Origin of the sequence: Microbacterium abyssi (assembly GCF_015277895.1) — a bacterium.
GTDB classification, from domain to species: domain Bacteria; phylum Actinomycetota; class Actinomycetes; order Actinomycetales; family Microbacteriaceae; genus Microbacterium; species Microbacterium abyssi.
This window is the reverse complement of record NZ_CP063815.1, coordinates 1439884-1463978: the sequence shown is the minus strand read 5'-3', so window position 1 is coordinate 1463978 and position 24095 is coordinate 1439884. Positions and strand designations below refer to the sequence as shown.

Annotated in this window: 25 protein-coding genes, 1 tRNA gene and 1 other RNA gene; 7 read left to right on the top strand and 20 right to left on the bottom strand. The window is 67.8% G+C overall.

The annotated features are described in order from the left end of the window. Positions 1–28: 28 nt before the first annotated feature. A tRNA-Lys gene (locus IM776_RS07080) sits at positions 29–101 on the bottom strand. A 105-nt stretch (positions 102–206) separates the two neighbouring features. Between IM776_RS07080 and IM776_RS07075 the strand changes: the two genes are divergently transcribed. Together IM776_RS07075 and IM776_RS07070 are read left to right on the top strand one after the other, a co-directional pair. Then, positions 207–1010 (top strand): inositol monophosphatase family protein, encoded by an 804-nt coding sequence (locus IM776_RS07075; RefSeq protein ID WP_194422278.1) that lies wholly within the window; start codon positions 207–209, stop codon positions 1008–1010. Between the two features lie 12 nt (positions 1011–1022). Next, positions 1023–1598 carry a hypothetical protein gene (locus tag IM776_RS07070; protein WP_194422277.1) on the top strand — a complete coding sequence of 192 codons (576 nt, stop codon included), beginning with the start codon at positions 1023–1025 and terminating at the stop codon, positions 1596–1598. Between the two features lie 64 nt (positions 1599–1662). On the opposite strand, the gene ssrA is transcribed toward IM776_RS07070, so the two are convergent. Next, positions 1663–2032, bottom strand: a transfer-messenger RNA (tmRNA) gene (gene ssrA / locus IM776_RS07065). A 127-nt stretch (positions 2033–2159) separates the two neighbouring features. Between ssrA and IM776_RS07060 the strand changes: the two genes are divergently transcribed. Then, entirely contained in the window at positions 2160–2819 is a 660-nt protein-coding gene (locus tag IM776_RS07060; RefSeq protein ID WP_194422276.1) for an SIMPL domain-containing protein, read from the top strand. Between the two features lie 22 nt (positions 2820–2841). On the opposite strand, the gene hflX is transcribed toward IM776_RS07060, so the two are convergent. Continuing rightward, positions 2842–4170: a GTPase HflX gene (hflX, locus tag IM776_RS07055; RefSeq protein ID WP_422730944.1), complete on the bottom strand. Its 1329-nt coding sequence runs from the start codon at positions 4168–4170 to the stop codon at positions 2842–2844. 236 nt (positions 4171–4406) lie between these two features. Here hflX and IM776_RS07050 point away from each other — a divergent pair, with 236 nt between their 5' ends. Then, entirely contained in the window at positions 4407–5048 is a 642-nt protein-coding gene (locus IM776_RS07050) for a class I SAM-dependent methyltransferase (protein ID WP_194422274.1), read from the top strand. A 33-nt stretch (positions 5049–5081) separates the two neighbouring features. Here the strand turns inward: IM776_RS07050 and IM776_RS07045 are convergent, their stop codons facing one another. The 14 genes from IM776_RS07045 to dapA all read right to left on the bottom strand — a co-directional run bounded on the left by IM776_RS07045 (position 5082) and on the right by dapA (position 19782). Next, on the bottom strand, positions 5082–6464 hold the full coding sequence (locus tag IM776_RS07045; protein ID WP_194422273.1) for an LLM class flavin-dependent oxidoreductase: 1383 nt from the start codon (positions 6462–6464) through the stop codon (positions 5082–5084). 90 nt (positions 6465–6554) lie between these two features. Further along, on the bottom strand, positions 6555–7427 hold the full coding sequence (gene dapF / locus IM776_RS07040; protein WP_194422272.1) for a diaminopimelate epimerase: 873 nt from the start codon (positions 7425–7427) through the stop codon (positions 6555–6557). Positions 7428–7462: 35 nt separating this feature from the next. Further along, the gene (locus IM776_RS07035) at positions 7463–7987 is read right to left on the bottom strand and encodes a dihydrofolate reductase family protein (RefSeq protein ID WP_194422271.1); all 525 of its coding nucleotides are present in this window, start codon (positions 7985–7987) and stop codon (positions 7463–7465) included. Continuing rightward, a complete protein-coding gene (gene miaA / locus IM776_RS07030; RefSeq protein WP_228479962.1) occupies positions 7984–8925 on the bottom strand; it encodes a tRNA (adenosine(37)-N6)-dimethylallyltransferase MiaA in 942 nt (313 codons plus the stop codon). The genes IM776_RS07035 and miaA overlap by 4 nt, the downstream gene beginning before the upstream one ends. Further along, a complete protein-coding gene (gene miaB, locus IM776_RS07025; protein WP_194422270.1) occupies positions 8918–10468 on the bottom strand; it encodes a tRNA (N6-isopentenyl adenosine(37)-C2)-methylthiotransferase MiaB in 1551 nt (516 codons plus the stop codon). The genes miaA and miaB overlap by 8 nt, the downstream gene beginning before the upstream one ends. A 32-nt stretch (positions 10469–10500) precedes the next feature. Next, positions 10501–11055 (bottom strand): regulatory protein RecX, encoded by a 555-nt coding sequence (locus tag IM776_RS07020; RefSeq protein ID WP_228479961.1) that lies wholly within the window; start codon positions 11053–11055, stop codon positions 10501–10503. 167 nt (positions 11056–11222) lie between these two features. Next, positions 11223–12278 (bottom strand): recombinase RecA, encoded by a 1056-nt coding sequence (gene recA, locus IM776_RS07015; RefSeq protein WP_194422268.1) that lies wholly within the window; start codon positions 12276–12278, stop codon positions 11223–11225. A gap of 243 nt (positions 12279–12521) precedes the next feature. Then, positions 12522–12746, bottom strand: a complete 225-nt coding sequence (locus IM776_RS07010; RefSeq protein WP_194422267.1) for a DUF3046 domain-containing protein — start codon at positions 12744–12746, stop codon at positions 12522–12524. 24 nt (positions 12747–12770) lie between these two features. Beyond that, a complete protein-coding gene (locus tag IM776_RS07005; RefSeq protein WP_194422266.1) occupies positions 12771–13079 on the bottom strand; it encodes a helix-turn-helix domain-containing protein in 309 nt (102 codons plus the stop codon). A 144-nt stretch (positions 13080–13223) separates the two neighbouring features. Further along, positions 13224–13709, bottom strand: a complete 486-nt coding sequence (locus IM776_RS07000; RefSeq protein WP_228479960.1) for a CinA family protein — start codon at positions 13707–13709, stop codon at positions 13224–13226. Then, complete coding sequence (gene pgsA / locus IM776_RS06995; protein ID WP_194422264.1) at positions 13706–14281, bottom strand: CDP-diacylglycerol--glycerol-3-phosphate 3-phosphatidyltransferase; 576 nt, start codon at positions 14279–14281, stop codon at positions 13706–13708. Before pgsA ends, IM776_RS07000 begins: the two co-directional genes overlap by 4 nt. Further along, complete coding sequence (locus IM776_RS06990) at positions 14281–17001, bottom strand: FtsK/SpoIIIE family DNA translocase (protein ID WP_194422263.1); 2721 nt, start codon at positions 16999–17001, stop codon at positions 14281–14283. Before IM776_RS06990 ends, pgsA begins: the two co-directional genes overlap by 1 nt. 60 nt (positions 17002–17061) lie before the next feature. After that, positions 17062–18738 (bottom strand): ribonuclease J, encoded by a 1677-nt coding sequence (locus IM776_RS06985; RefSeq protein WP_194422262.1) that lies wholly within the window; start codon positions 18736–18738, stop codon positions 17062–17064. A 66-nt stretch (positions 18739–18804) separates the two neighbouring features. Then, positions 18805–19782, bottom strand: coding sequence for a 4-hydroxy-tetrahydrodipicolinate synthase (gene dapA, locus IM776_RS06980; RefSeq protein WP_194422261.1), 978 nt, complete (start codon positions 19780–19782; stop codon positions 18805–18807). 55 nt (positions 19783–19837) lie between these two features. Here dapA and IM776_RS06975 point away from each other — a divergent pair, with 55 nt between their 5' ends. Then, a complete protein-coding gene (locus IM776_RS06975; protein ID WP_194422260.1) occupies positions 19838–20374 on the top strand; it encodes an NUDIX domain-containing protein in 537 nt (178 codons plus the stop codon). 73 nt (positions 20375–20447) lie between these two features. Here IM776_RS06975 and IM776_RS06970 read toward each other — a convergent pair whose 3' ends face one another. Genes IM776_RS06970 through IM776_RS06960 form a run of 3 tightly spaced genes read right to left on the bottom strand, consistent with a single transcriptional unit; the run spans position 20448 to position 22491 of the window. Then, positions 20448–21209 (bottom strand): SDR family NAD(P)-dependent oxidoreductase, encoded by a 762-nt coding sequence (locus tag IM776_RS06970; RefSeq protein WP_194422259.1) that lies wholly within the window; start codon positions 21207–21209, stop codon positions 20448–20450. Beyond that, positions 21209–21685 (bottom strand): dihydrofolate reductase, encoded by a 477-nt coding sequence (locus IM776_RS06965; protein WP_194422258.1) that lies wholly within the window; start codon positions 21683–21685, stop codon positions 21209–21211. Before IM776_RS06965 ends, IM776_RS06970 begins: the two co-directional genes overlap by 1 nt. Continuing rightward, on the bottom strand, positions 21682–22491 hold the full coding sequence (locus IM776_RS06960; protein WP_194422257.1) for a thymidylate synthase: 810 nt from the start codon (positions 22489–22491) through the stop codon (positions 21682–21684). The genes IM776_RS06965 and IM776_RS06960 overlap by 4 nt, the downstream gene beginning before the upstream one ends. Before the next feature lie 526 nt (positions 22492–23017). Here IM776_RS06960 and IM776_RS06955 point away from each other — a divergent pair. Together IM776_RS06955 and IM776_RS06950 are read left to right on the top strand one after the other, a co-directional pair. Beyond that, positions 23018–23596: a DUF4395 domain-containing protein gene (locus tag IM776_RS06955; RefSeq protein ID WP_194422543.1), complete on the top strand. Its 579-nt coding sequence runs from the start codon at positions 23018–23020 to the stop codon at positions 23594–23596. A gap of 70 nt (positions 23597–23666) precedes the next feature. Further along, the gene (locus IM776_RS06950) at positions 23667–24092 is read left to right on the top strand and encodes an OsmC family peroxiredoxin (RefSeq protein WP_194422256.1); all 426 of its coding nucleotides are present in this window, start codon (positions 23667–23669) and stop codon (positions 24090–24092) included. Positions 24093–24095 lie beyond the last annotated feature (3 nt).

Here is a 24095-nt window from a genome sequence, read left to right as displayed (position 1 = left end):
CTGGCGAGAGTGTTCCGAGGCTGATCCGTGCACCCCCAGGGACTTGAACCCTGAACCCATTGATTAAGAGTCAATTGCTCTGCCGATTGAGCTAGAGGTGCGTGGCCCGGGATCTCCCCGGCCGAGGAATTACATTACCAGCTTCGGCAGCGCATGCGAAATCGACGCCGCGCTCTGCGCGCCTTCCCGCCCAGTATCCTGAGTACGTGACCGAATCCCCCGCCACCGAAGGCTTCGCCTCCGATCTCGCGCTGGCGCTCCGACTGGCGGATGCCGCCGATGCGGAGTCGCTGCCGCGCTTCGACACCGCAGATCTGAAGATCTCCACCAAGGCGGACCGGTCGCACGTCACCGACGCAGACCTCGCAACGGAACGAGCTCTGCGCGCGGTGCTCGCCGAGGAGCGCCCGTCCGATGGGATCTTCGGCGAGGAGTTCGGTGTGGAGGGCGACGCACAGCGCCAGTGGATCATCGACCCGATCGACGGAACCGCGAACTTCATGCGCGGGATCCCGCTGTGGGGCACGATGATCGCCCTCGCGATCGACGGCGTCCCGCAGGTGGGGGTCGTCAGCATGCCGGCCCTGGGCCGACGCTGGTGGGGCTCGACGGGCGCGGGCGCGTGGACGGCCGCGCATGGCGGCCCCCGCCGCGTGGAGACGTCGGCGGTCGCTTCGCTGGACGACGCGGCAATCAGCTTCCAGAGCATCACCCAATGGGCGGATGCCGGACACCTCCCCGCTCTGCTGCGCGTCGCCGACCGGGTCTGGCGCGACCGCGCCTACGGCGACGTGTATGCGTACATGATGCTCGCCGAGGGGCGGCTCGAGATGGTCGCGGAGTTCGACGTCAAGGAGTACGACATCGCCGCCGCTGTGCCCATCGTGCGAGAGGCTGGTGGGACGTTCACGTCATTCGGCGGTGCCGACAGCATCTCGGAGCGATCGGCGCTCGCGACCAACGGCATCCTGCATGACGTCTTCCTCGACCTGACCCACGCGAACGACTAACCGGAAGAACCGATGAATCCCCGCATTCCCGCCCTCGCGTTCGCGTCGATCGCGCTTCTGGCCACGCTGACCGCCTGCGCGCCGCAGCCCGAGATCGCGCCGACGACGACGCCGTCTCCCACCTCGGACGCCCAACCGGCATCCACTCCGTCGCCGGCGCCGACGCAGTCCGAGACGGCAGAAGAACCCGCCGCTGATCCGACGTGCGAGACGATCATCGCGCCGAGCACGATCGAGATCTTCGAGGAGCACGGCTGGACGTCCCGAGAGGACGAGTTCCGCCTCGGCGCCGACATCGTCGAGGGCGGTCTGCAGTGCGTCTGGGGCGACTACACCGTGGCGTCCGACCACGTGCAGGTGTTCGGATGGGCGCCACTGCCCGCGGACGAGTCGGCGGAGGCGCAGCAGAAGCTGCTCGCCGAGGGCTGGACTCGCGCCGACCAGGACGGCCACACCTACATCACCGAGGATCCGCAGTTCTCGATCGCGGTCGACGAGGCCGGCTACGGAATGACCTACGAGTTCGGCGACGGCTGGGTCACTGTCGCCGACACCATGCAGAGCCTGGTGCTGATCGAGCAGCCCTGAGCGCATGACGAAGGCCCGTTCCCTGTGACACAGGGAACGGGCCTTCGTCCACGTGACAGCGGCATCGTGGAGCTGGGGGGAATCGAACCCCCGTCCAACGCTGAGTACCCACGGCTTCTCCGGGCGCAGTCTGTGCAGACGTCCTGCTCGGCTCCGACCTTTGTCACAGACACCTAAGTCGACAAGCCCAGCCTGGGAAGAGTCCCGCGTGACGTCCAGACGCCGTCACGCAGCAAGATTCCTAGATGACGCCAGGATCCGTATCGGAATCACGTACGGTCTGACGGACTATCGGGCTCGCTTATGCAGCGAGGGCGAAGTCGTTGCGCTTTGTTTCGGCAACTATTGTTTTGCAGGGAGCGTTCACGAGATAACCCTGCATCCTCGGCCCGCTTCTCGTGGATTCACAGGCGCTGTCGAAACCGATCAGCCCCGTGGTCCTTCTTGCGAAGGGACCGCTGTCACTCTGTGGAATTACCATGCTCGGATGTCGAAACACCCGAGCATCACAGGATACAACGGATCGGAGGCACGCGCTATTCCTGGCGTAGAGTCGCAGCCATGAGCGATGTCACCATCACCGTCCGGGGCGAGAACGAGGTGCGCGTCGCACCCGAGCGAGCCACGATCCACGTCACGGTTCGCGCCGAAGGCCCGGCGCGGGCCGCTGTCGTCGAACAGGTCGCCCAGCGCGCCGATCCGGTGCGCGCGGGCATCGCCGAACGCCAGGACGCCGGTGCGGTCGTCGAGTGGAACAGCAAGCGCCTCGCGGTTCGCGCAGAGCGCCCTTGGAACAACCAGGGCAAGCAGCTCGCCCCCGTCTACTACGCGAGCGTCGACTTCGCCGCGACCTTCACCGAGGCTTCCGAGCTGTCGATCTGGGTGTCGGAGGTCTCGGCGTGGGACGGCGTGGACGTCGGCTGGGTGAACTGGCATCTGACTCCGCAGACGCGTGCCGACATCGAACGCGAGGTCGCCGGCTCCGCCGTCGGCGTCGCGCTGCAGCGCGCTCAGGCGTATGCCGCAGCTCTCGGCCTCGAGTCCGTGACACCGGTCGAGATCGCCGACACCGGACTGATCTCCCGGGAGCAGGCGGCACCGCAGATGCTGACGGCGCGCGGTGCGGCGTTCGCCGCCGCGGACTCGGCCCCGGTCATGGAGTACGAGCCGGAGGACATCATCGTCTCAGCGACGGTCGAGGCGCGGTTCACGGCGCGCTGACACCCCGGCGCGGCATCCGGAATCAGTGCGCGAAGGGCGCGAGATCCGCGGCCAGACGCTCCGAGACGTGCGCGTGGATCTCAGTGCCGTGCTCGCCGTGCTCCGCCGACACCAGGATGCCGGTCTCGTGCACCGCCGCGACCAGGTCTCCCCGGCCGTACGGCACGAGTGCACGCACCTCGACGGCGGGTTTGGGCAGTGCGACGTCGATAGCCGCACGCAACTCCTCGATCCCCTCACCGGAGCGCGATGACACGAAGTGGGCGTGGGGCTCGAGACCCTGCAGCACCAGGCGGTCGTCTTCTGCGATCAGGTCGGCCTTGTTGAACACCACGATCTCGGGCAGATCGCGCGCTCCGACATCGCCCATCACGTCACGGACCGTCTGCAGCTGACCGGCGGGGTCGGGGTGTGATCCGTCGACCACGTGCAGCACGATGTCGGCGTCGGCGACCTCTTCGAGCGTCGAGCGGAACGCCTCGACGAGCTGATGCGGCAGGTTCCGCACGAATCCGACGGTGTCGGTGAACGTGTAGACGCGGCCGTCGGTCGTCTCGGAGCGGCGGACCGTGGCATCCAGCGTCGCGAACAGCGCGTTCTCGACCAGCACCCCCGCGCTCGTGAGCGCATTGAGCAGACTCGACTTGCCGGCGTTGGTGTACCCGGCGATCGCGACCGACGGGATGGTGTTCCGCTTGCGCTCCGCACGCTTGGCGTCTCGCGCCGGCGCGAAGTCGCGGATCTGCCGGCGCAGCATCGCCATGCGAGTGCGGATGCGGCGCCGATCGAGTTCGATCTTCGTCTCACCGGGACCGCGCGAACCCATACCCGCACCGCCGGCACCGACCTGGCCACCGGCCTGACGGCTCATCGAGTCACCCCAGCCGCGCAGGCGCGGCAGCAGGTACTCGAGCTGTGCGAGCTCGACCTGCGCCTTGCCCTCACGACTCTTGGCGTGCTGGCTGAAGATGTCGAGGATGACGGTCGTCCGGTCGATCACCTTGACCTTGACGACGTCCTCGAGCGCACGTCGCTGGCTGGGCGCGAGCTCGGCATCGGCGATCACGGTGTCGGCGCCGGTCGCGGCGACGAGATCCTTCAGTTCCTGGGCCTTGCCGCGGCCGAGATAAGTGGCCGGATCGGGATGCGGACGGCGCTGCAGCACGCCGTCGAGCACGACTGCTCCGGCCGTCTCAGCGAGGGCGGCGAGCTCGCGCAGCGAGTTCTCGGCATCCGTCTGCGCGCCCTGCGGGTACACGCCCGCCAGCACGACGTTCTCGAGTCGCAGCTGGCGGTACTCGACCTCTGTGACATCTTCGAGTTCGGTGGAGAGTCCGGCGACGCGGCGCAGCGCGTGGCGGTCCTCGAGATCCCACTGGTCGCCGTCGCGATCGCCGTACGCGGCAGTCGCCGTGGCCTGCAGCGCCTGCGCTGCACCGAAGACTCTCGGTTCGGTGCGCTTCTCTGCGCTGGCGAGCACGCGATCGAGGGTCTCGTCGCCGTGGGTGTCGTCTGTGGTCTTCGTCATCCTCTGCCTTCTATGTTCGGCGTATTAACCTTAACCCACCCGTCCGGTACGCTCACCGTATGGGGTCAGATCACTATTTCTCTGCGACCCCGGCAAGTGCGGAGAACCTGCGGACCATTCGTGTGAGTCTTGCGGGCAGGGACCTCGAGGTCACCACCGCTGGCGGCGTGTTCAGTCCCGACCGCCTGGATGCCGGAACCGCAGTCCTGCTCGCCAACATGCCTCCCGTGCCGCCGGGCGGCCACTTCCTCGACCTCGGCAGCGGCTGGGGACCGATCAGCCTCACGATGGCGATGGCGTCTCCGCATGCGACGGTGTGGGCGGTGGATGTCAACGAGCGCGCGCTCGACCTCGTCCAGCGCAACGCCGAGGCGCTGGGCCTCACCAATGTCAACGCCGTGCTGCCCGACGATGTTCCCGACAGCGTCTCATTCCGGACGATCCGCTCGAACCCGCCTATCCGGGTGGGTAAGAACGTGCTCCACGACATGCTCGAGCGGTGGATCCCCCGCCTGGACGAGCGCAGCGACGCCTGGCTGGTCGTGCAGCGCAACCTCGGCGCCGATTCGCTGCAGCGTTGGCTGAGCGCGACCTTCGCCCCCGGTTACAGCGTGTACCGCACCGCCACGGGCAAGGGCTATCGGGTGATCAAGGTCCGCCGGCACGGCACGCCGCCGACCGAACCGATCGACGTCGCCTGAGCGGCATCCCGCTCGCCTCGCGCGCGCCGGTCCTCAGGCCCGTGCGCCGTCGCGCAGGCTGAAGCCTGCCCCGCGGTGCTCGTCCGGGAGGCGGTCGCCCCGGCCGAGCAGCTTGTGGCGCAGCGTGCCGGACGTGTACTCGGTCTGATAGACGCCGCGGCGCTGCAGTTCGGGGACGATGAATTCGACGATGTCCTCAAAGGTGCCAGGGGTGATGGCGTACGCGAGGTTGAAGCCGTCGACGTCCGTCTCGTCCACCCACTCCTGCAGGAAGTCCGCGACCTCCTCAGGCGATCCGACCACGCGTGGGCCGAGGCCGCCGATGTTGCCGAGCCTGGCGATGTCGCGGACCTTCCACTCCTTGCCGTCGTCGTTCGCCTGCTGGAAGTTCGCCACGGTCGACTGGATGGCGTTGCTCTTGACGTTGCCGATCGGCTCATCCAAGTCGAACTGCGAGAGGTCGACGCCCATCCAGCCCGACATGAACACGAGCGCGCCCTCGTCGCTCGCATACTGCAGGAAGTCCTCGTGCTTGGCGTGCGCCTTCTCGCTCGTCTCATCGGTGATGATCGTCAGAAGGGTGTAGATCTTTGCGGAGTACCGGTGGCGGCCGGCCGCCTCGAGGGCGTCGCGGATGCGCTTCACCGTGCCGGCGAGCACCGTCTTGGTGGGCGCGGCGACGAAGATCGCCTCGGCGTTGCCGGCGGCGAAGGCGATGCCTCGGGGCGAGGCGCCGGCCTGGTAGATCACCGGGGTGCGCTGCGGGGACGGCTCGGAGATGTGGATGCCGGGAACCGTGAAGTGCTCGCCGTGGTGACCGATCTCATGCACCTTGGCGGGATCGGTGAAGACGCCGGATTCGCGGTCGCGGATGACGGCGTCGTCCTCCCACGATCCTTCCCACAGCTTGTAGGCGACCTCGAGGTACTCGTCGGCCACGTCGTAGCGCTGGTCGTGCTCGAGCTGGTCGTCGTGGCCCATGTTGCGGGCGGCCGACGGCAGGTAGCCGGTGACCACGTTCCAGCCGACGCGACCCTGGGTGAGGTGGTCGAGCGTGCTCATCCGGCGTGCGAACGGGTACGGATGCTCGTACGCGGTGCCGGCGGTCACGCCGAACCCGAGGTGCTCGGTGACGGCTGCCATGGCGCTCACCAACAGGACCGGGTCGTTGACCGGCACCTGGGCCCCGTGACGGATGGCCGCCTCGTTCGATGCGCCGTACACGTCGTAGGTGCCGAGCACGTCGGCGATGAACAGTCCGTCGAAGTGGCCGCGCTCGAGGAGCTGTGCGAGCTCAGTCCAGTAGCCGAGCTCCTTGTACCGCGCGGACTGATCGAGCGGATGCCGCCACATCCCGGAGGACTGGTGGGCGACGCAGTTCATGTCGAAGGCGTTGAAGCGGATCTGCTTGCTCATGCGCACCATCGTGAACCATGACGGCACACGATGCCGAGTCGCTCGTCACGCAACGACGCATTCGCGGAGCATCTGCGTACTGTGCGGGACTCAGACCAGGTCGACGGTACCGCTGTACACGAGCTGGGCCGGTCCCGACAGCGCGACGTGCTCGCCGTCCTCGGCCGGGAACATGCGGACGCCGAGCGTGCCGCCGGGTACTTCCACTCGCCAGTTGTCCGGTGCGCGGTCCCCTGCCCAGTGACGCACTGCGAGGGCGGTCGCGGCGACGCCGGTGCCGCAGCTGAGGGTCTCCCCCACACCTCGCTCGAAGACCCGCATCGTGACGTGCCCGATGCCGTCGCGCACGAGCGGCTCCCCTGGCACCACGAATTCGACGTTCGCGCCGGCAGGCAGCGCCGGCTCGAGCTCTGGGATGTACTCAAGCTCGAGGCCTGCGAGCTCCTCGTCGGACGCCAGCGCCACCACGACGTGCGGGTTGCCGACGTCGATGCCGAGTCCCGGTCGTGCGACGTCGAGGCCGCGTGCCTTGGCGAGCGAGTCGTCGCCCGACAGCCGCCACCTGCCGAGGTCGACCTGGTAGCCGTTCGTGCTGGTGGTCACGTCTCGGACACCGGCACGGGTGCCGACCGGAAGCTTGGTTCCCGATTCGATCGTGGCGAGTCCGGCGCGCAGCAGATAGTGCGCGAAGACCCTGACGCCGTTGCCGCACATCTCGGCGATCGAGCCGTCGGCGTTGCGATAGTCCATGAACCACTCGGCGGCGGGTTCCTCTGCGAGAGCAGCCGCTCCTTCGGGGATGGCCGTGGATCGGACCACTCGCAGCACCCCGTCTGCCCCGATTCCGAAGTGGCGATCGCACAGTGCCGCGACCTGTTCGGCGGAGAGATCGAGCTCGCCGTCGGGGTCGGCGATGATCACGAAGTCGTTGCCGGTGCCGTGCCCCTTGGTGAATGCGACCATGCGTCCAGTCTAGAGATCCGCGACCCGCGGTCGGCTCACTTCAGCACGCGATAGCGGCCGCACAGGAAAGCGTGATTGCGGGCGACATCGAGCAGCTCGAGGTCGAGAGCACGCGGCAGCACCGGCGCCCCGGCGCCGAGCGTGACGGGTGCGTATTGCAGCCACACCTCGTCCAGCAGACCGGCGTCCGCGAACTGCCCCGCGAGGTCTCCCCCGCCGACGATCCAAAGATCGTCGCCTCCGGACGCCTCGGTCATCGCAGAGTGGACATGGCGCACCTCGTCGTGCGTGAGTCGCACGTCGGCGCCTGCGGGTACGGTCAGCTGTCGATGGGTGAACACCCAAGTCGGCTGCTCGTAGCCCCACACGCCGTTCTCGTGCTGCATCACCCACTCGTAGGTCGAAGCGCCCATCGCGAGCGCGCCGACGCCCGATATGAACCCGGCGTACGCCATCGGCCCCTTCTCGTCGATGTCCTGCTTCAGCAGCCAGTCCAGGGAGTGCTCGGGGGTGGCGATGAACCCGTCCAGGCTGCTCGCCGTGTAATAGTGGGTCGTCATCCCGCCAGAATGTCATGGGGGTCGGACATCGGCGAGATCCATTCGATGTGCGGGTAACGTTTGAACCACGACACCTGTCGTCGCGCGTAGCGCCGCGTCAGCGCCTGGGTATCGGAGATCGCCTCGCCCTCGGCGACCTCCCCCGCCAGCTGTGCGAGCGCCTGCGCGTACCCGATGGCGCGTGGCGCCGTCGTGCCGCGCTCGATCCCTGCGGCGCGCAACCGCGCGACCTCCTCGAGCATGCCCTGCGCCCACATCCGCTCGACGCGGCGGTCGAGCCGTTCGACCAGTTCCGCACGCTCGACCTGCAGGCCGAGGACGCGGGTGCGCGGATGCCAGAGCTGAGGCTCGTCCGGAAGTGCGGCGCCGTGCGTCTTGGCGCCCTGGGCGAGCACTTCGAGCGCGCGGACGACCCGTCGGCCGTTCTTCGGGTCGATGCGCGCCGCGGTGGCGGCATCCGCCTGCTGGAGCCGGGCGAACAGCGCGGCCGCCCCCAGCTCCTCGAGTTCGCGCTCGAGGAGCTCGCGCACTTCCGGATCCCGTGGCGGGAACCGGAAGTCGAAGATCACGCTCGACACGTACAGCCCGGACCCGCCCACGAGAATCGCGTCGCCGCCGCGCGCATGGATGCCGTCGATCGCTGCGCGCGCGAGCGGCTGGTACCAGGCGACGGCGGCGTCCTCGCTGACGTCACGGACGTCGAGCATGTGGTGCGGGATACCGCGGCGCTCCGCCGGTGACAGCTTCGCCGTCCCGATGTCCATGCCGCGATACAGCTGCATGGCATCGGCGTTGACGATCTCCGCCGGGTTGCCGCGTGCGCGCAGCGTCTCGGCGAGGCCGAGCGCGAGATCACTCTTGCCGGTGCCGGTGGCGCCGACGACAGCCCAGAGCCGCCTGTCGGAGGCCCGGAGGGCGGACACGCCTCCGTCAGACACCGACGCGGAGCGTGGGAAGGCCCAGCGACACCGAACGCGGAGCGCCGGACGCGCCCGTGGGCGCGGGCGCGCCGCACGACTCTGCCTGTGCACGGTCCCAGGCGTCGCCGCCGCGGGTGCGGCGGATGCGCAGAGGCGCTCCTGTCGGATCGTCCGCGAGGAGGTGGAACGGTGCCCCGTGGGTGATCTTCACGGTCACGATGTCGCCGGGACGCGGAATCTCCGATCCCTGCGTGACTTCGAAGTGGACCAGGCGGTTGTCCTCCGCCCGACCGGTGAGGCGGTGCGTCTCGGCATCCTTCTTGCCCTCGCCTACGGAGACGAGCACCTCGACCTCCCGGCCGACCTGCTTCTGGTTCTCTTCGAGGGAGATGCGCTCCTGCAGTGCGATCAGACGCTCGTAGCGCTCCTGCACGACCGCCTTCGGCACCTGGTTCTCCATGGTCGCCGCAGGCGTGCCCTCGCGGATCGAGTACTGGAATGTGAACGCGTTCGCGAAGCGCGCCTGCTCGACGACGCGCATGGTGTCTTCGAAGTCTTCCTCGGTCTCGCCGGGGAACCCGACGATGATGTCGGTGGAGATCGCGGCATACGGCATGCGCTCGCGGACGCGATCAAGGATGCCGAGGAACCGCTCACTGCGGTAGGAGCGGCGCATCGCCTTCAGGATGCGGTCGCTGCCGGACTGGAGCGGCATGTGGAGCTGCGGCATCACCGACGGGGTCTCGGCCATGGCGTCGATGACATCATCGGTGAACGCGGCGGGGTGCGGGCTCGTGAAGCGGATGCGCTCGAGTCCGTCGATCTGACCGGCCGCGCGCAGCAGCTTGCTGAAGGCCTGACGGTCGCCGAACTCGACGCCGTAGGAGTTCACGTTCTGGCCGAGCAGGGTCACCTCGATCGCGCCGTCCTCGACGAGGAGACGGATCTCGTTCAGGATGTCGCCAGGGCGACGGTCCTTCTCCTTGCCACGAAGGCTCGGAACGATGCAGAACGTGCATGTGTTGTTGCAGCCGACCGAGATGGAGACCCAGCCGCTATGCGCGGAGTCGCGCTTGGTTGGCAGCGTCGAGGGGAACACCTCGAGCGACTCGAGGATCTCGAGCTCGGCGTCGTCGTTGTGCTTGGCGCGCTCGAGGAGCCCGGGAAGCGACCCCATGTTGTGCGTGCCGAAGACGACGTCGACCCAGGGGGCCTTGTCGAGGACGGCGTCCTTGTCCATCTGGGCGAGGCAGCCGCCGACCGCGATCTGCATGCCGTCCTTGCGGCGCTTGACCGAGGCGAGGTGGCCGAGCGTTCCGTAGAGCTTGCCGGCGGCATTGTCGCGCACGGCGCAGGTGTTGATGATCACGACGTCGGCTTCGGAACCGGCATCGGCCCGCACATATCCAGCACTCTCCAGGGAGCCGGAGAGTCGCTCGGAGTCGTGCACGTTCATCTGGCACCCGAAGGTGCGCACCTCATACGTTCGCTGGCGACCGTCGGCGTCGACAGCCGCTGGCGACGCCGTGATGATCGTCGGTTCGCTGCGCGGAATAGTCATGGTGCTCCTATTCTACGAGTCGAATCCGAAGGTCAATCCGACTCGACGAACCGCACACCGCTGGTCGGTCCGCCGAGGGATGCCTCGGTGAGCGCGGTGCGCGCGGCCGTCATGGCGACCGATCCGCCGTAGCCACGGTGCGCGAGCTGCCCCATCAGGCGACGCAGTGCGGTATCGAAATCGAGTCGGGACAGCGATCGCGCCTTCGTCCTGGCGAACTCGAGCGCCCGTTCGGCGTCGTCGTCCGGCAGGTCGCCGAGCGCGACATCGACGACATCCCGGGGGATGCCGCGCTGGGCGAGCGCACGGGAGAGCGCCACGCGCCCCTGCCCCTTGCGCTCGATGCCGGAGATCACCAGGTGCTCGGCCAACAGCGCGTCGTCGAGGTAACCGCGCTCGCAGAACCTGTCGATCACGTCATCGATGCGCGCCGCGTCGAGATCCTGCCCGCGGAGCACCTGCCTGGCTTCGGAGACCGAGAGCGAGCGAGCCCGCAGCTTGCGCACCAGAGCTTCTTCGGCGCGACGGGCGATCTCGTCGGCGTCACCGGGGTCACCATGCGGCACCTCGGCCTCGCGCTGTGCCATGTGCGCAGCGTGCGCAACATCGCGGAGTGGAGCTTCAGCCACGTGGCCGTCCCGGGCGACCGGTGGCTCGGGTGCGGGCGTGATCTCGGACGCTCGCGTCATCTTGCCGCCGAAGAGCGGGATGACGGGGGCGAGGCGATCCTCGCCCCCGTCATGAACCTGAGACATCAGGCCGGGCGGCGCTGCGCGAGCTCGTCCGCAGCCGGCACGGCCTCGGGAGCCGCGGCACCGCCGATGCCGAGCTTCTGCTTGATCTGCGTCTCGATCGTCAGCGCGATGTCGGGGTTGGCGATCAGGAAGTTGCGGGCGTTCTCCTTGCCCTGCCCGAGCTGGTCACCGTCGTAGGTGTACCACGAGCCCGACTTCTTGACGATGGCGTGCTCGACGCCGAAGTCGATCAGGCTTCCCTCACGGGAGATTCCCACGCCGTAGAGGATGTCGAACTCGGCCTGCTTGAACGGCGGCGCCATCTTGTTCTTGACCACCTTGACGCGAGTGCGGTTTCCGACTGCGTCCGTGCCGTCCTTGAGGGTCTCGATACGACGGATGTCCATGCGGACGGACGCGTAGAATTTCAGCGCCTTTCCACCGGCGGTGGTCTCGGGCGAGCCGAAGAACACACCGATCTTCTCGCGCAGCTGGTTGATGAAGATCATGGTGGTGTTGGTCTGGTTGAGCCCACCGGTGAGCTTGCGCAGCGCCTGCGACATGAGGCGGGCCTGCAGACCGACGTGTGAGTCGCCCATCTCGCCCTCGATCTCCGCACGCGGCACGAGCGCCGCCACGGAGTCGATGACGATGAGGTCGATCGCGCCGGAGCGGACGAGCATGTCGGCGATCTCGAGTGCCTGCTCACCGGTGTCGGGCTGCGAGACCAGAAGCGCGTCGATGTCGACGCCGAGCTTCTTCGCGTACTCGGGGTCGAGCGCGTGCTCCGCATCGATGAACGCGGCGATGCCGCCGGCGCGCTGGGCGTTGGCGATCGCGTGCAGGGTCAGCGTCGTCTTACCCGACGACTCCGGACCGTAGATCTCCACGATGCGGCCACGCGGAAGGCCGCCGACGCCGAGGGCGACGTCAAGGGCGATGGAACCGGTCGGGATGACTGCGACAGGCGCACGCTCGTCGCTGCCCAGTCGCATGACCGAGCCCTTCCCGAACTGGCGATCGATCTGGGCGAGAGCTGATTCCAGAGACTTCTCGCGGTCTGCGGGTGTTGGCATGACGTGCTCCTCATGTGTTCGCGTGGTGCCGCCTGTAGGCTGTCGCGGCCGCCCCGGCTGGGGTGGACTCTCCGACAAGGCGTATGGCTTCTCGGCCTGTGTTCACCGTAGGAGGGACCACCGACATCGCGTCGGAAATGCCATGAACGGTGGAATACAGCACGTCGAAACCACTTGTGCAGAACGATACGCGCACTTCGAACAGATCTTCGACGACACGCCGAGATCGGAGGAGAGAAGGACTCAGCCGCGTCGCGGCTCCAAGCGCCCGACACCGTAGCGTCGCGCCTGCGGAACATCGTTCTCGTCGCACAGCGCCAGCCAGATCTCGCGCGGCGGCACACCGGCATCCAGCGCTTCGGAGGCCGTCCGGTTTCCGACCGCACCGAGCACCAGGTCGGTCATCAGCGCGACAGCGCGCGCGCCGAACTCATCTTCGACCGCGCGAAGGAACTCACTGCGCCGCATCGTCGTGCTGAATCCTCAGTCGCGTCAGTGCAGCGACAGCTCTGGCTCGACCGAAGCCACCAGATCGTCGGGGACCACGTCGGGGAAGACCTGGATGCCCTCGAGGACTGAGATCCGATCACCGACTTCGCGCATGATCATGGAGATGGGGACGTCGAGAGCCTCGGCGACCGAGGCGAGGATCTCGCTGGAGGCTTCCTTCTGGCCACGTTCGACTTCGCTGAGGTATCCGAGCGCGACCGAAGCCTTGCTCGCGACCTGCCGGAGCGTACGGCCCTTCTGCAGGCGGAAGTCCCTCAGCACATCGCCGATTTCCTGTCGAACAAGAATCATCGGAACCTCCTCTCCATTCCCCAGATCGGAGCCATCTCCGAACGGATCGCCAGTCTAACCCGACTCGCTGCTGAAAACGCTACCGTTTCACGCTGTGCTTTCGTTGAGAATGACACATCTTCGACAACGCTGACGGAGCATCCGCTATTCCCCCGCGGCCTCCAGCGCCGCGATGATCGCCGCGCTCACGGACTGCGCACGCACCGACGCCCTGTCCCCCTCGAAGCGGAACACGCGCGTGCGCACCTCATCCTGTGTCGAGATGCCGATGTGCACGGTGCCCACCGGCTGTCCGTCGGGTGAATCCGGACCGGCTAGCCCCGTCGTCGAGATACCCATGTCAGCGACCCGGCCGTCCACCTGCACGGCGGCGCGCACCCCTGAAGCCATCTGCGCGGCGACCTCGGCATGCACCGGGCCGTGCTCTGCGAGGAGCACGGCATCCACCCCCAGCAGCGTCGCCTTCAAGGGGGTCGCGTACGCGACGACCCCGCCGAGCAGCGTCGCAGATGCCCCGGGGACGGAGACGATCTCGGCGGCCAGTGCGCCGCCGGTGAGCGACTCGGCGACGCCGAGCGTCCAGCCGCGGGCGGTGAGCTCCGCGACGAGGCGTGCGGCGTCGCTGCTCACCGGGCCGTCCGCGATCCGCGCACCTGTGAGATGACATAGTCGATCCCGCTGGCGAGCGTGAGCACGACGGTCGCGTACATCAGCACGATCCCGATGCCCGTCCACCATTCCATCCCGATCAACTGGTGCAGCGGCAGCAGCCACCAGCCGAGCGCGACGCCCTGGAACGCCGTCTTGAGCTTGCCCATCCACGCCGCAGCGACGATGTGCGTGTTCGCGACCATGAAGCGGTGCACCGTGATGCCCCACTCGCGGATGAGGATGACGATGACGATCCACCAAGGCCATTCACCGAGGATCGCCAGCCCGACGAAGCCGGCGCCGGTGAGCAGCTTGTCGGCGATCGGATCCCAGAGCTTGCCGAAGTCGCTCACGATGTCGTATCTGCGGGCCAGGTAGCCGTCCACCCAGTCGGTGGAGATCGCGACGACGAACAGCACGCCGGCGACCCAGCGGATGACGAGGTCGTCCAGCCCGTAGGAACCGCCCAGCAGGAGCAGCACGAAGAACACGACGGCGAGCGGGATCCTGGCGATCGTGATCGCGTTCGGCAGCTGCCGCGGGATGGCCATCAGTCGCGACCCGTCAGGCCCCAGGCGTCTTCATCGCCCTCACCCTCGTCGACGACCGGCATCCCCTCGAACTGCGCCTCGATCGGATCGCGTCCGTAGTCGACGGACGCCGGAGCCGCTGCTGCCGGGGCTGCCGCCGCCGGGGCGGACGGAGCGTCCTCGCCGCGGAGCTTCGCCATCACGGCCGGCAGCTGTTCGGCCGTCACCAGCACGTCACGCGCCTTGGATCCCTCGGAGGGCCCGACGATCTCGCGGGATTCGAGGAGGTCCATCAGCCGACCCGCCTTGGCGAACCCGACGCGCAGCTTGCGCTGCAGCATCGAGGTCGACCCGAACTGCGACGACACGACGAGCTCGGCGGCCGCGAGCAGCACCTCGAGGTCGTCGCCGATGTCCTCGTCGACTTCCTTCTTCTTCGCCGGATCCATCGCCTCCTGCACGTCGGCGCGGTACTCGGGGCGGGCCTGCGCCGTGACGTGCTTGACGACGGCGTCGATCTCGCTCTCCTCGACCCATGCACCCTGCAGTCGGAACGGCTTGGACGTGCCCATCGGCGAGAACAGGGCGTCACCCTGGCCGATCAGCTTGTCGGCACCGGGTGCGTCGAGGATGACGCGGCTGTCGGTGACGCTCGTGACCGCGAACGCGAGGCGCGAGGGCACGTTGGCCTTGATGAGTCCGGTGACGACGTCGACGCTCGGGCGCTGCGTGGCCAGCACGAGGTGAATGCCGGACGCTCGGGCCAGCTGCGTGATGCGGACGATCGAATCCTCGACGTCTCGTGGCGCGACCATCATGAGGTCGGCGAGCTCGTCCACGACCACGAGGAGGTACGGATACGGCTTGAGCACGCGCTCGCTGCCGACCGGCACCTCGACCTCGCCGGCGCGCACGGCCTTGTTGAAGTCGTCGATGTGACGGAATCCGAACGACGCCAGGTCGTCGTACCGCATGTCCATCTCCTTCACCACCCACTGCAGGGCCTCCGCGGCCTTCTTCGGGTTGGTGATGATAGGGGTGATCAGGTGCGGGACGCCGGCGTAGCTGGTGAGCTCGACGCGCTTCGGGTCGATCAGGACCATGCGCACATCTGCTGGACGGGCACGCATCAGCAGGCTCGTGATCATGGAGTTCACGAAGCTCGACTTACCGGATCCGGTCGAACCCGCCACCAGCAGGTGCGGCATCTTCGCGAGGTTCGCGACGACGATGTTGCCGCCGACGTCCTTTCCGACACCGATCGTCATCGGGTGGGTGCTCTTCTGGGCTGCGGGCGAACGCAGCACGTCGCCGAGCGCGACCATCTCCTTGTCGGCGTTCGGGATTTCGATGCCGATCGCGCTCTTGCCGGGGATCGGCGAGAGGATGCGCACATCGTTGGATGCCACCGCATAGGCGATGTTGTTGCTCAGCTGCGTGATCTTCTCGACCTTGACGCCGTGGCCGACTTCGACCTCGTACTGGGTCACCGTCGGACCGCGTGAGAAGCCGGTAACCTTCGCATCGACCTTGAACTGCGTGAATACGCCCGTGATCTGTTCGATGACCCGATCCGTGGCGTCGGAACGGATGACCGGCGGCGGCCCCTCGCGGAGGACGGCAGTGGAGGGAAGCACATAGGGCGTGCTGGGCGCCTGCAGGCCGCGATCGCCGGGACCGTCGGTGCCGAAGCCGGACAGCCCTGGCAGTTCGGGCTGCTCGCCTGTGTCGCCGGAGTCGTCCATGAGCGCCGTGCTGCCGCGACCTGCGAGACCGGCCATGACGCCCTCGACATCGGTGAGGACCTCGGTCGCAGCATCCGACGGGTCGGCGAGGATGACCGCCTGGTCGTAGGCGGTGTTGTCGGGAACATCGTCCGTCGGGGCGAGAAGCTCGGTGAGATCCTGGGAGCCGATCCCTTCGTCGGGATCCTCTTCGCGACCGGTCTTGTTGCGCCGCCACCACGGCAGCGAATCGTCGGACTCCTCCTCGGCGTCCTCTGCGGCCGGCTGCGACTCGGGCTTGCTGCGCTCTGCGCCGAACATCCACGCGTACAGGTCACCCAGACGCGGACCGATCTTGTTCGGCGGCGTCTTGGTGATGATCAGGATGCTCAGCACAGCCAGCAACACGAGCACGATGTAGGCCACCACATCGGTGAGGTACGACAGCGGCTCCCCCAGCATCCAGCCGAAGAGCCCGCCCGCGGCGCTGAGCGCCGGCATGCCCTGATTCGGCTCGGGCTGGCCGCCCGCGACATGGCAGATGCCGGCGATCGAGACGACGAACAGTCCGAAGCCGATGCCGATGCGCCCGTTGTCGTGCACGGATGAGGGATGCCGGAACAGCCAGCCGGCGAGGATCAGCAGCAGCACGGGCATGAGGAACGCCGTGCGGCCGATGAGACCGCCTACGGTGTAGGCGCTGATGTTCTGCGCGACCTCGTTGCCGATGAAGAACCACTCGTCGACTGCGCCGAGGCACGCGAGGATCACGAGCAGGAACGGGAATCCGTCGCGCCGCTGGTCCTTCTCGAGCGCCTCGGGGCCGAACGCCCGGAACAGGCCGCCGACGCCGTGCGCGAGTCCTGTCCAGGCACGCGCCACGAGCGGAGGCCTGTCGACCTCGTCGATGTACTTCTTCGGCGCCGCCGGGATCTTCTTCGTGGGGGCCGTCTGCGCCTTGGCACGCGAGGACGTCTTCTCGGACGCGCGCGAGGTCTTCGTGGTGCTCCTGGCCATACTCACAGACTACGTTCGGCCGCCGACAGCGCCCCGTAATGACGCGGCTTTCGGGTCGATTCAGGCCTCGATGACGAGCGGGACGATCATCGGACGGCGACGCAGCTTCTGGTTCACCCAGCGGCCGATCGTGCGGCGCACGACCTGCGAGAGCGCATGCGTGTCGCGGACGCCGTTGCCGGACGCCTCCTTGAGCGCAGTGACGATCTTGGGCACCACGTCGTCGAACACCGAGTCATCCTCAGCGATCCCTCGTGCGTGGATCTCGGGTCCGGTGATGATCCGGCCGGTCGCGGCATCCACTACGACGATGATCGAGACGAATCCCTCCTCGCCCAGGATGCGGCGATCCTTGAGATCGGCGTCCGTGATCTCGCCCACGGTCGAGCCGTCGACATACACGAATCCGATGTCGTACTGGCCGGCGACGCGCGCCTGGCCGTCCTTGAGGTCGAGGATCGTGCCGTTCGAGGCGAGGAACGTGTTCTCCGCCGGGATGCCGGTCTCCTGCGCCAGCTTCGCGTTCGCCATCAGATGCCGGTACTCGCCGTGCACGGGCAGGACATTCTTCGGCTTCAGGATGTTGTAGCAGTACAGCAGCTCGCCGGCGGCCGCGTGGCCGGACACGTGAACGCGCGCGTTGGCCTTGTGCACGACGTTCGCACCGAGCTTGGTGAGGCCGTCGATCACGCGGTACACGGCGTTCTCGTTGCCTGGGATGAGACTCGAGGCGAGGATGACCGTGTCGCCCTCCCCCGGCTCGATGGCGTGGTCGAGGTTGGCCATGCGGCTGAGCACGGCCATCGGCTCGCCCTGCGATCCGGTCGACATGTAGACGATCTCGTCGTCGGGGATGTCCTTGGCCTTCTTGTAGTCGATCAGCACGTTCTCCGGCACCTTCAGGTAGCCGAGATCGGCGGCGATCCCCATATTGCGAACCATGCTGCGGCCGAGCAGCGCCACACGGCGGCCGTTCTCGTGCGCGGCATCCAACACCTGCTGCACCCGATGCACGTGGCTGGAGAAGCTCGCCACGATCACGCGGCGCTTCGCCTTCGCGATCACCTGATCGAGCACCGGGCCGATCGAGCGCTCCGTGGGGGTGAAGCCAGGGACGTCGGCGTTGGTGGAGTCGACGAGGAACAGGTCGACCCCCTCTTCGCCGAGGCGAGAGAAGGCGCGCAGGTCGGTGATGCGGCCGTCCAGCGGCAGCTGGTCCATCTTGAAGTCACCGGTGGCGAGGACGAGCCCCGCCGGGGTGCGGATCGCGACGGCGAGTGCGTCGGGAATCGAGTGGTTCACTGCCACGAACTCCAGGTCGAACGGTCCGACCTTCTCGTGCTGTCCCTCCGTCACCGTGAGGGTGAAGGGCTTGATGCGGTGCTCCTTGAGCTTGGCCTCGACCAGCGCCAGCGTGAGTCCCGATCCGATCAGGGGGATGTCGCTCTTGAGGCGCAGCAGGTACGGAACCGCCCCGATGTGGTCCTCGTGGCCGTGCGTCAGCACGACGCCGACGATGTCGTCGAGGCGGTCCTTGATGGGCTCGAAGTCCGGCAGGATCAGATCGACGCCTGGCTGATGGTCCTCGGGGAACAGAACGCCGCAGTCGACGATGAGTATCTTTCCGTCGAACTCGAAGGTCGTCATGTTTCGGCCGACCTCGCCGAGACCGCCGAGCGGGACGACGCGGAGGGTTCCCGCTGCGAGCGGTTCAGGGGCGGCGATGGGAATGGACATTGATGTCTCCTCAGTCGGACACGCTCCGTGTCCGTATTGCAGTGGGCGCACTCTGCGCCCGTCGTCTCAGCGCGTCGTGCCGTGCACCTTCGGCAGCGCACCGCCCGCGGCCGCGTTGCGGTCGGGGCGGAAGTTCGAGAAATCGGCACCGGGCACGTCCGTGACTAGCGCGAGCTCGTCTTCGATGAGCGCGGCCTCCCACTCCTCCGGGCCCACCAGGGGAAGGCGGACGCGGGGGCTTGAGATGCGGCCCAGGCCGTGCAGGATGTACTTCGCCGACACGGTTCCGGGCACGTGTGTCATGGTGGCCCGCACCAGCGGCTCGAGGCGTTTGTGCTCGGCGGTGGCCGTGGCGAGGTCGCCGCGGTTGACGGCATCCACGATCGTGCGGTACGGCGTCGCGGTGATGTTCGCGGTCACGCCGATGAGACCGGAGGCACCGATCGACAGGTGAGGGAGGACATTCGCGTCGTCGCCGGAGAAGTACATCAGGTCGGTCTGGTTCAGCACGCGGCTGACCTCGCTGAAGTCGCCCTTGGCGTCCTTCACCGCGAGGATGTTCGGGTGCTTCGCCAGGCGCAGGATCGTCTCGTACTTGATCGGCACTCCGGTCCGGCCCGGGATGTCGTAGAGGATCACGGGCAGATCGGTCGCGTCGGCGACGAGGCGGAAGTGCGTGAGGATGCCGGCCTGCGTCGGCTTGTTGTAGTACGGCGTGACGATCATGATGCCGTCGGCGCCGGCCTTCTCGCTGGCCTTGTACAACTCGATGGCATGCGCGGTCTCGTTGGAGCCGCCGCCGGTGATGATCCTGGCTCGCCCGGCCGAGACCGACTTGCCGACCTCGACGAGCTTGAGCTTCTCGGGGTCGGTGAGAGTGGAGGTCTCCCCCGTCGTACCGGTGACGACGATGCCGTCCGCTCCTGCGGTGATGACGTCATCGATGTGCTTCTCTGTGGCGGCCCAGTCGACTTCGCCGTCGGCCGTCATCGGAGTGACGAGCGCGACGAGTACCTGTCCGAAGGGGTTGCCCGAGTGTGTCATCCTCCAAGCGTATCGGTTTCGCCCCTGCCGGATCGCCCCGGATAGGCTCGCCTCCATGACATGGCAGACCAACGATTCGCGGGTCGTCTACGAGAACCCGTGGATCTCAGTGCGGGAGGACGCCGTGACCGGACCCGCCGGCGACGGCATCTACGGCGTCGTCACTCTGCGCAACGCAGCGGTGTTCGTGGTCGCGCTCGATGCGGAGGACCGGGTGTGCCTCATCACGCTCGATCGATACACCGTCGGACGCTCGGTCGAGGTGCCGGCGGGCGGCAGCGACGGCGAGGATCCGCTGGTCGCGGCGCAGCGCGAGCTGCTCGAGGAGACCGGCATGCGCGCTGAGGAGTGGACGGAGATCGGCACGATGAACGCGCTCAACGGCGTCACGATCGCGCCCGAGCACGTGTTCCTCGCCCGGGGCCTGAGTAAGGCCCACCAAAGTGCCGCGCACGATGACGAGGGGATCGAGGAGGTCTCGTGGGTACCGCTCTCAGATGCGCTCGGGATGGTCGCCGACGGCCGTATCCGTGACGGTGAGACGGTCGCGGCACTGGCCTATGCCGGCATCCACCTGGGGCGATTCGCCTGATTCGGCGACGAGAGGGCGATTCGGCACGGTCCGGACGCGGAACACCGTGTCGGACTGCCCTCTCGACCGGAGGTCAGACCCTTCCGCGCTGCGCTGCGCGTGCGGTGAGCGATGAGGGGAGCACCTTCGTCAGCGCGACGACCGCCTTGTAGCGCAGCGAGGGGACGGAGACGGCCTTGCCGCGCGCGGCATCCCGCAGGCCCTCTCGCACGACGTCCGGTGCATTCAGCCACCCGATCGCGGGGATCCCCTCGCGGCCTGGTGCGAGGCCCATCCGCTCGTGGAACGTGGTGTGGGTGAAGCCGGGGCACACCGCGGTGACGCTGACGCCGTCCTTCGCGTACTCGGCATTCGCCCACCGGCTGAAGCCGATCAGCCACTGCTTGCACGCGGAGTACGTCGAGCGGGAGATGAACCCGGCGACGGATGCCACGTTGATGATCCGTCCGCCGCGTCCGCGCATGCTGCCCAGCGCCGCGTGCATGAGCCGCATCGGCGCCTCGACGTGGATGCGCAGGTGCTGCACCTCGTCGTCGATGTCGTTATCGGCGAAGTGCAGCGGCAACCCGAACCCCGCATTGTTGACCAGGAGGCCGATCGGATGCTCCTGATCGGCGACCCGTGCGATCACACGCGCCACGCCGTCTTCTGTGACGAGATCCGCGGCGAGCACCTCGACTGAGACGCCGTGTGCGTCTCGCAGTCCGACGGCCAGCGCGTCGAGCCGTTCGGCCGACCGCGCGACCAGCACCAGGTCGGCTCCTCGTGCGGCGAGCTGACGGGCGAACTCCTCGCCGAGACCCGCACTCGCCCCCGTGATCAGCGCGGTCGGCATCAGCGCTCGTACCCGAGGAACCGGTAGCGGATGCCCGAGCGGGACGTCTGCCACTCCCCTTCGTCGACGAGCCGCCAGCCCTCCTTCGACGGCGCGTAGGCGTCGCCTGCGACGTCGAGGTCGAGCTCGGTGACCTCGAGCCGATCGGCCCCTCCGATCACCTGCGCGAAGATCTCGGCTCCGCCGATGATCCACACCTTCTCGAGCCCGCGGACGGCGCCGGACAGGTCCGCGGCGCGCCGCGCCCCCGCTGCTTCCCAGTCCTGCTGCCGCGTGATGACGATGTTCTCGCGGCCCGGGAGCGGACGGAAGCGCTCCGGCAGCGAGTCCCAGGTCTTCCGGCCCATCACGACCGGCGCGGTGACGGTGATGTCCTTGAAGTGCGCGAGATCCTCCGGCACGTGCCACGGCATCCCGCCTTCGGCGCCGATGACGCCGCCGGCGGCCTCAGCCCAGATCAACCCCACCCAGGTCATACCGCCACCGCCGCGCGGATCGCCGGGTGGTGCCGGTAGCCCTCGACGACGAAGTCCGAGAACTCGTAGTCGAAGATCGACTCCGGCTTCCTCGCGAATCGCAGCGTCGGGTACGGGTAGGGATCGCGGTTCAGCTGCTCGCGCACCTGCTCGACGTGGTTGTCGTACACATGGCAGTCGCCGCCGGTCCAGACGAAGTCGCCGGGCTCGAGCCCGGCCTGCTGCGCGATCATCATCGTCAGCAGTGCGTAGCTGGCGATGTTGAACGGCACTCCGAGGAACATGTCGGCGCTGCGCTGATAGAGCTGGCACGACAGCCGGCCGTCGGCGACGTAGAACTGGAACAGGGCGTGGCAGGGGGCGAGCGCCATGTCGGGGATGTCAGCGGGGTTCCAGGCCGAGACGATCAGACGTCGCGAATCCGGGGTCGCCCTGATCTGCTCGATGACCTGCGCGAGCTGATCGATGTGACCGCCATCCGGCGTCGGCCACGACCGCCACTGCACGCCGTAGACCGGGCCGAGGTCGCCGTCGGCGTCGGCCCACTCGTCCCAGATCGTGACGCCGTTGTCCTGCAGCCAGGCGACGTTGGAATCGCCGCGCAGGAACCAGAGCAGCTCGTAGGCGATCGATTTGAAGTGCACGCGCTTCGTGGTGATGAGCGGGAACCCCTGCGACAGGTCGAACCGGATCTGACGGCCGAAGACGCTGGTCGTCCCTGTGCCGGTGCGGTCATCCTTGTGCGTGCCGTGCTCCAGCACGTCGCGGAGCAGATCTTCGTACGGCGTGGGGACGGCTGCGCTCATGCCTGACACGATACCCGGCCTGCGTCGTGTCGAGGCGGATGCTTCGCCGTCATCCGCTGTCATATCCGATCCGCACAGGAGGAGCTCGCTCTATCCTGCGAAGATGCCCGTCTCCACCGCCATGCTGATCGCCGGTGGAATCGTGCTGCTCGCCGTCGTGGCAGGAGTCCTGCTGCGGACGCAGGACGGTCGCCGGCGCTCCGGCGGCGCTGTGCGCGTGCGGCCGACGGACCTACCGGGTGCGGTTGTCGCATCCGCCGCACTGGTGCAGTTCAGCACCGAGTTCTGCGCGCGGTGCCCGCAGGTGCGGCGGCTGCTCGGCGACATCGCGACCGACCGCGGCATCCCGCTCGTCGAGGTCGATCTCACGAACCGCGGCGATCTCGCGACCCGATATCACGTGCTGGACACCGACGACGTTCCTCATCGACGCCTCCGGCGCTGTCCTCTCCCGGTGGGGAGGCGTGCCCGATCGGCGTTCGATCGAGGATGCCGTAGACACTGTATTGACCTTCCAGGAGCAATCATGACCCCTCCCGCAGGAATCGATCCGCGCGGCCCGCGCTTCGCGGCGACCATCACCTCCGTGCTGCTGCTCGCAGCCGTCGTGCTGGGCCTCGTCGGACTGTCGACGGCGCAGGATGCGGCGGCCTTCGGGTGGTTCGCCTATCAGCCTCTCGCCGATGCCACCTTCGTGCCGGGCGGAATCTGGGCGATCACGCAGGCGTCGATCGCGCAGCGCGCCCTCGACCCCGGCTTCTTGCTGCTCCTCGTCATCGCGCTGCTGTTCCTGTGGGGCGTCGTGTCGCCGCGGACCGCACCGTGGGGCGTCGTCTTCCGTCGTTTCGTGCGCCCCCGCCTGCCGGCGCGGACCGAGCTCGAGGATCCGCGTCCCCCGCGGTTCGCCCAGGGCGTCGGCCTCGCCGTGGTCGTCATCGGGCTTGCACTGCACCTCGCCGGACTTCCACTGGCGCTGCCGATCGCCGCCGGTGCGGCCTTCATCGCCGCGTTCCTGAACGCCGCCTTCGCGTTCTGCCTCGGCTGCCAGATCTACCTCCTGCTGCAGCGCGCCGGTCTCGTCGGCAAGGCGCCACGTGCCGCCTGAGCGGACGGTTCCCCACACGCACCCGGGTCGATAGGCTGGCCGCACACCCCGCCACGACTCTGGAGGAATCATGCCCGTCACCAGCGAAGCCACCACCACCTGGAACGGTTCTCTGATGGAGGGGTCGGGCAACGTCGCCTTCTCCTCTTCGAACCTCGGCACGTTCCCGATCAACTGGAAAGCGCGCAGCGAAGGCTCTGACACGACCACGACACCGGAGGAGCTCATCGCCGCCGCGCACTCGTCGTGCTTCAGCATGGCGCTCTCGAACGCCCTGGCCGACAACGGCACCCCGCCTGAGCGCGTCAACACGACCGCATCGGTGACCTTCAAGCCGGGCGTCGGCATCACCGGCAGCCACCTGAACGTGAACGCGTCCGTGCCCGGCCTCACCCCTGAGCAGTTCCAGGAGATCGCCGAGGGCGCGAAGACCGGCTGCCCGGTCTCACAGGCGCTGTCCGGGATCGACATCACACTCGAGGCGACGCTCGCCTGAGAC

Excerpts from the sequence above, each read along its gene's own strand:
- IM776_RS07070 (WP_194422277.1), top strand. The coding sequence starts at position 1,023 with ATGAATCCCCGCATTCCCGCCCTCGCGTTCGCGTCGATCGCGCTTCTG.
- IM776_RS07060 (WP_194422276.1), top strand. The coding sequence starts at position 2,160 with ATGAGCGATGTCACCATCACCGTCCGGGGCGAGAACGAGGTGCGCGTC.
- IM776_RS07050 (WP_194422274.1), top strand. The coding sequence starts at position 4,407 with ATGGGGTCAGATCACTATTTCTCTGCGACCCCGGCAAGTGCGGAGAAC.
- IM776_RS07045 (WP_194422273.1), bottom strand. The coding sequence starts at position 6,464 with ATGAGCAAGCAGATCCGCTTCAACGCCTTCGACATGAACTGCGTCGCC.
- dapF (WP_194422272.1), bottom strand. The coding sequence starts at position 7,427 with ATGGTCGCATTCACCAAGGGGCACGGCACCGGCAACGACTTCGTGATC.
- IM776_RS07035 (WP_194422271.1), bottom strand. The coding sequence starts at position 7,987 with ATGACGACCCACTATTACACGGCGAGCAGCCTGGACGGGTTCATCGCC.
- miaB (WP_194422270.1), bottom strand. The coding sequence starts at position 10,468 with ATGACTATTCCGCGCAGCGAACCGACGATCATCACGGCGTCGCCAGCG.
- IM776_RS07020 (WP_228479961.1), bottom strand. The coding sequence starts at position 11,055 with ATGGCACAGCGCGAGGCCGAGGTGCCGCATGGTGACCCCGGTGACGCC.
- recA (WP_194422268.1), bottom strand. The coding sequence starts at position 12,278 with ATGCCAACACCCGCAGACCGCGAGAAGTCTCTGGAATCAGCTCTCGCC.
- IM776_RS07010 (WP_194422267.1), bottom strand. The coding sequence starts at position 12,746 with ATGCGGCGCAGTGAGTTCCTTCGCGCGGTCGAAGATGAGTTCGGCGCG.
- IM776_RS07005 (WP_194422266.1), bottom strand. The coding sequence starts at position 13,079 with ATGATTCTTGTTCGACAGGAAATCGGCGATGTGCTGAGGGACTTCCGC.
- pgsA (WP_194422264.1), bottom strand. The coding sequence starts at position 14,281 with ATGGCCATCCCGCGGCAGCTGCCGAACGCGATCACGATCGCCAGGATC.
- IM776_RS06990 (WP_194422263.1), bottom strand. The coding sequence starts at position 17,001 with ATGGCCAGGAGCACCACGAAGACCTCGCGCGCGTCCGAGAAGACGTCC.
- IM776_RS06985 (WP_194422262.1), bottom strand. The coding sequence starts at position 18,738 with ATGTCCATTCCCATCGCCGCCCCTGAACCGCTCGCAGCGGGAACCCTC.
- dapA (WP_194422261.1), bottom strand. The coding sequence starts at position 19,782 with ATGACACACTCGGGCAACCCCTTCGGACAGGTACTCGTCGCGCTCGTC.
- IM776_RS06975 (WP_194422260.1), top strand. The coding sequence starts at position 19,838 with ATGACATGGCAGACCAACGATTCGCGGGTCGTCTACGAGAACCCGTGG.
- IM776_RS06970 (WP_194422259.1), bottom strand. The coding sequence starts at position 21,209 with ATGCCGACCGCGCTGATCACGGGGGCGAGTGCGGGTCTCGGCGAGGAG.
- IM776_RS06965 (WP_194422258.1), bottom strand. The coding sequence starts at position 21,685 with ATGACCTGGGTGGGGTTGATCTGGGCTGAGGCCGCCGGCGGCGTCATC.
- IM776_RS06960 (WP_194422257.1), bottom strand. The coding sequence starts at position 22,491 with ATGAGCGCAGCCGTCCCCACGCCGTACGAAGATCTGCTCCGCGACGTG.
- IM776_RS06955 (WP_194422543.1), top strand. The coding sequence starts at position 23,018 with ATGACCCCTCCCGCAGGAATCGATCCGCGCGGCCCGCGCTTCGCGGCG.
- IM776_RS06950 (WP_194422256.1), top strand. The coding sequence starts at position 23,667 with ATGCCCGTCACCAGCGAAGCCACCACCACCTGGAACGGTTCTCTGATG.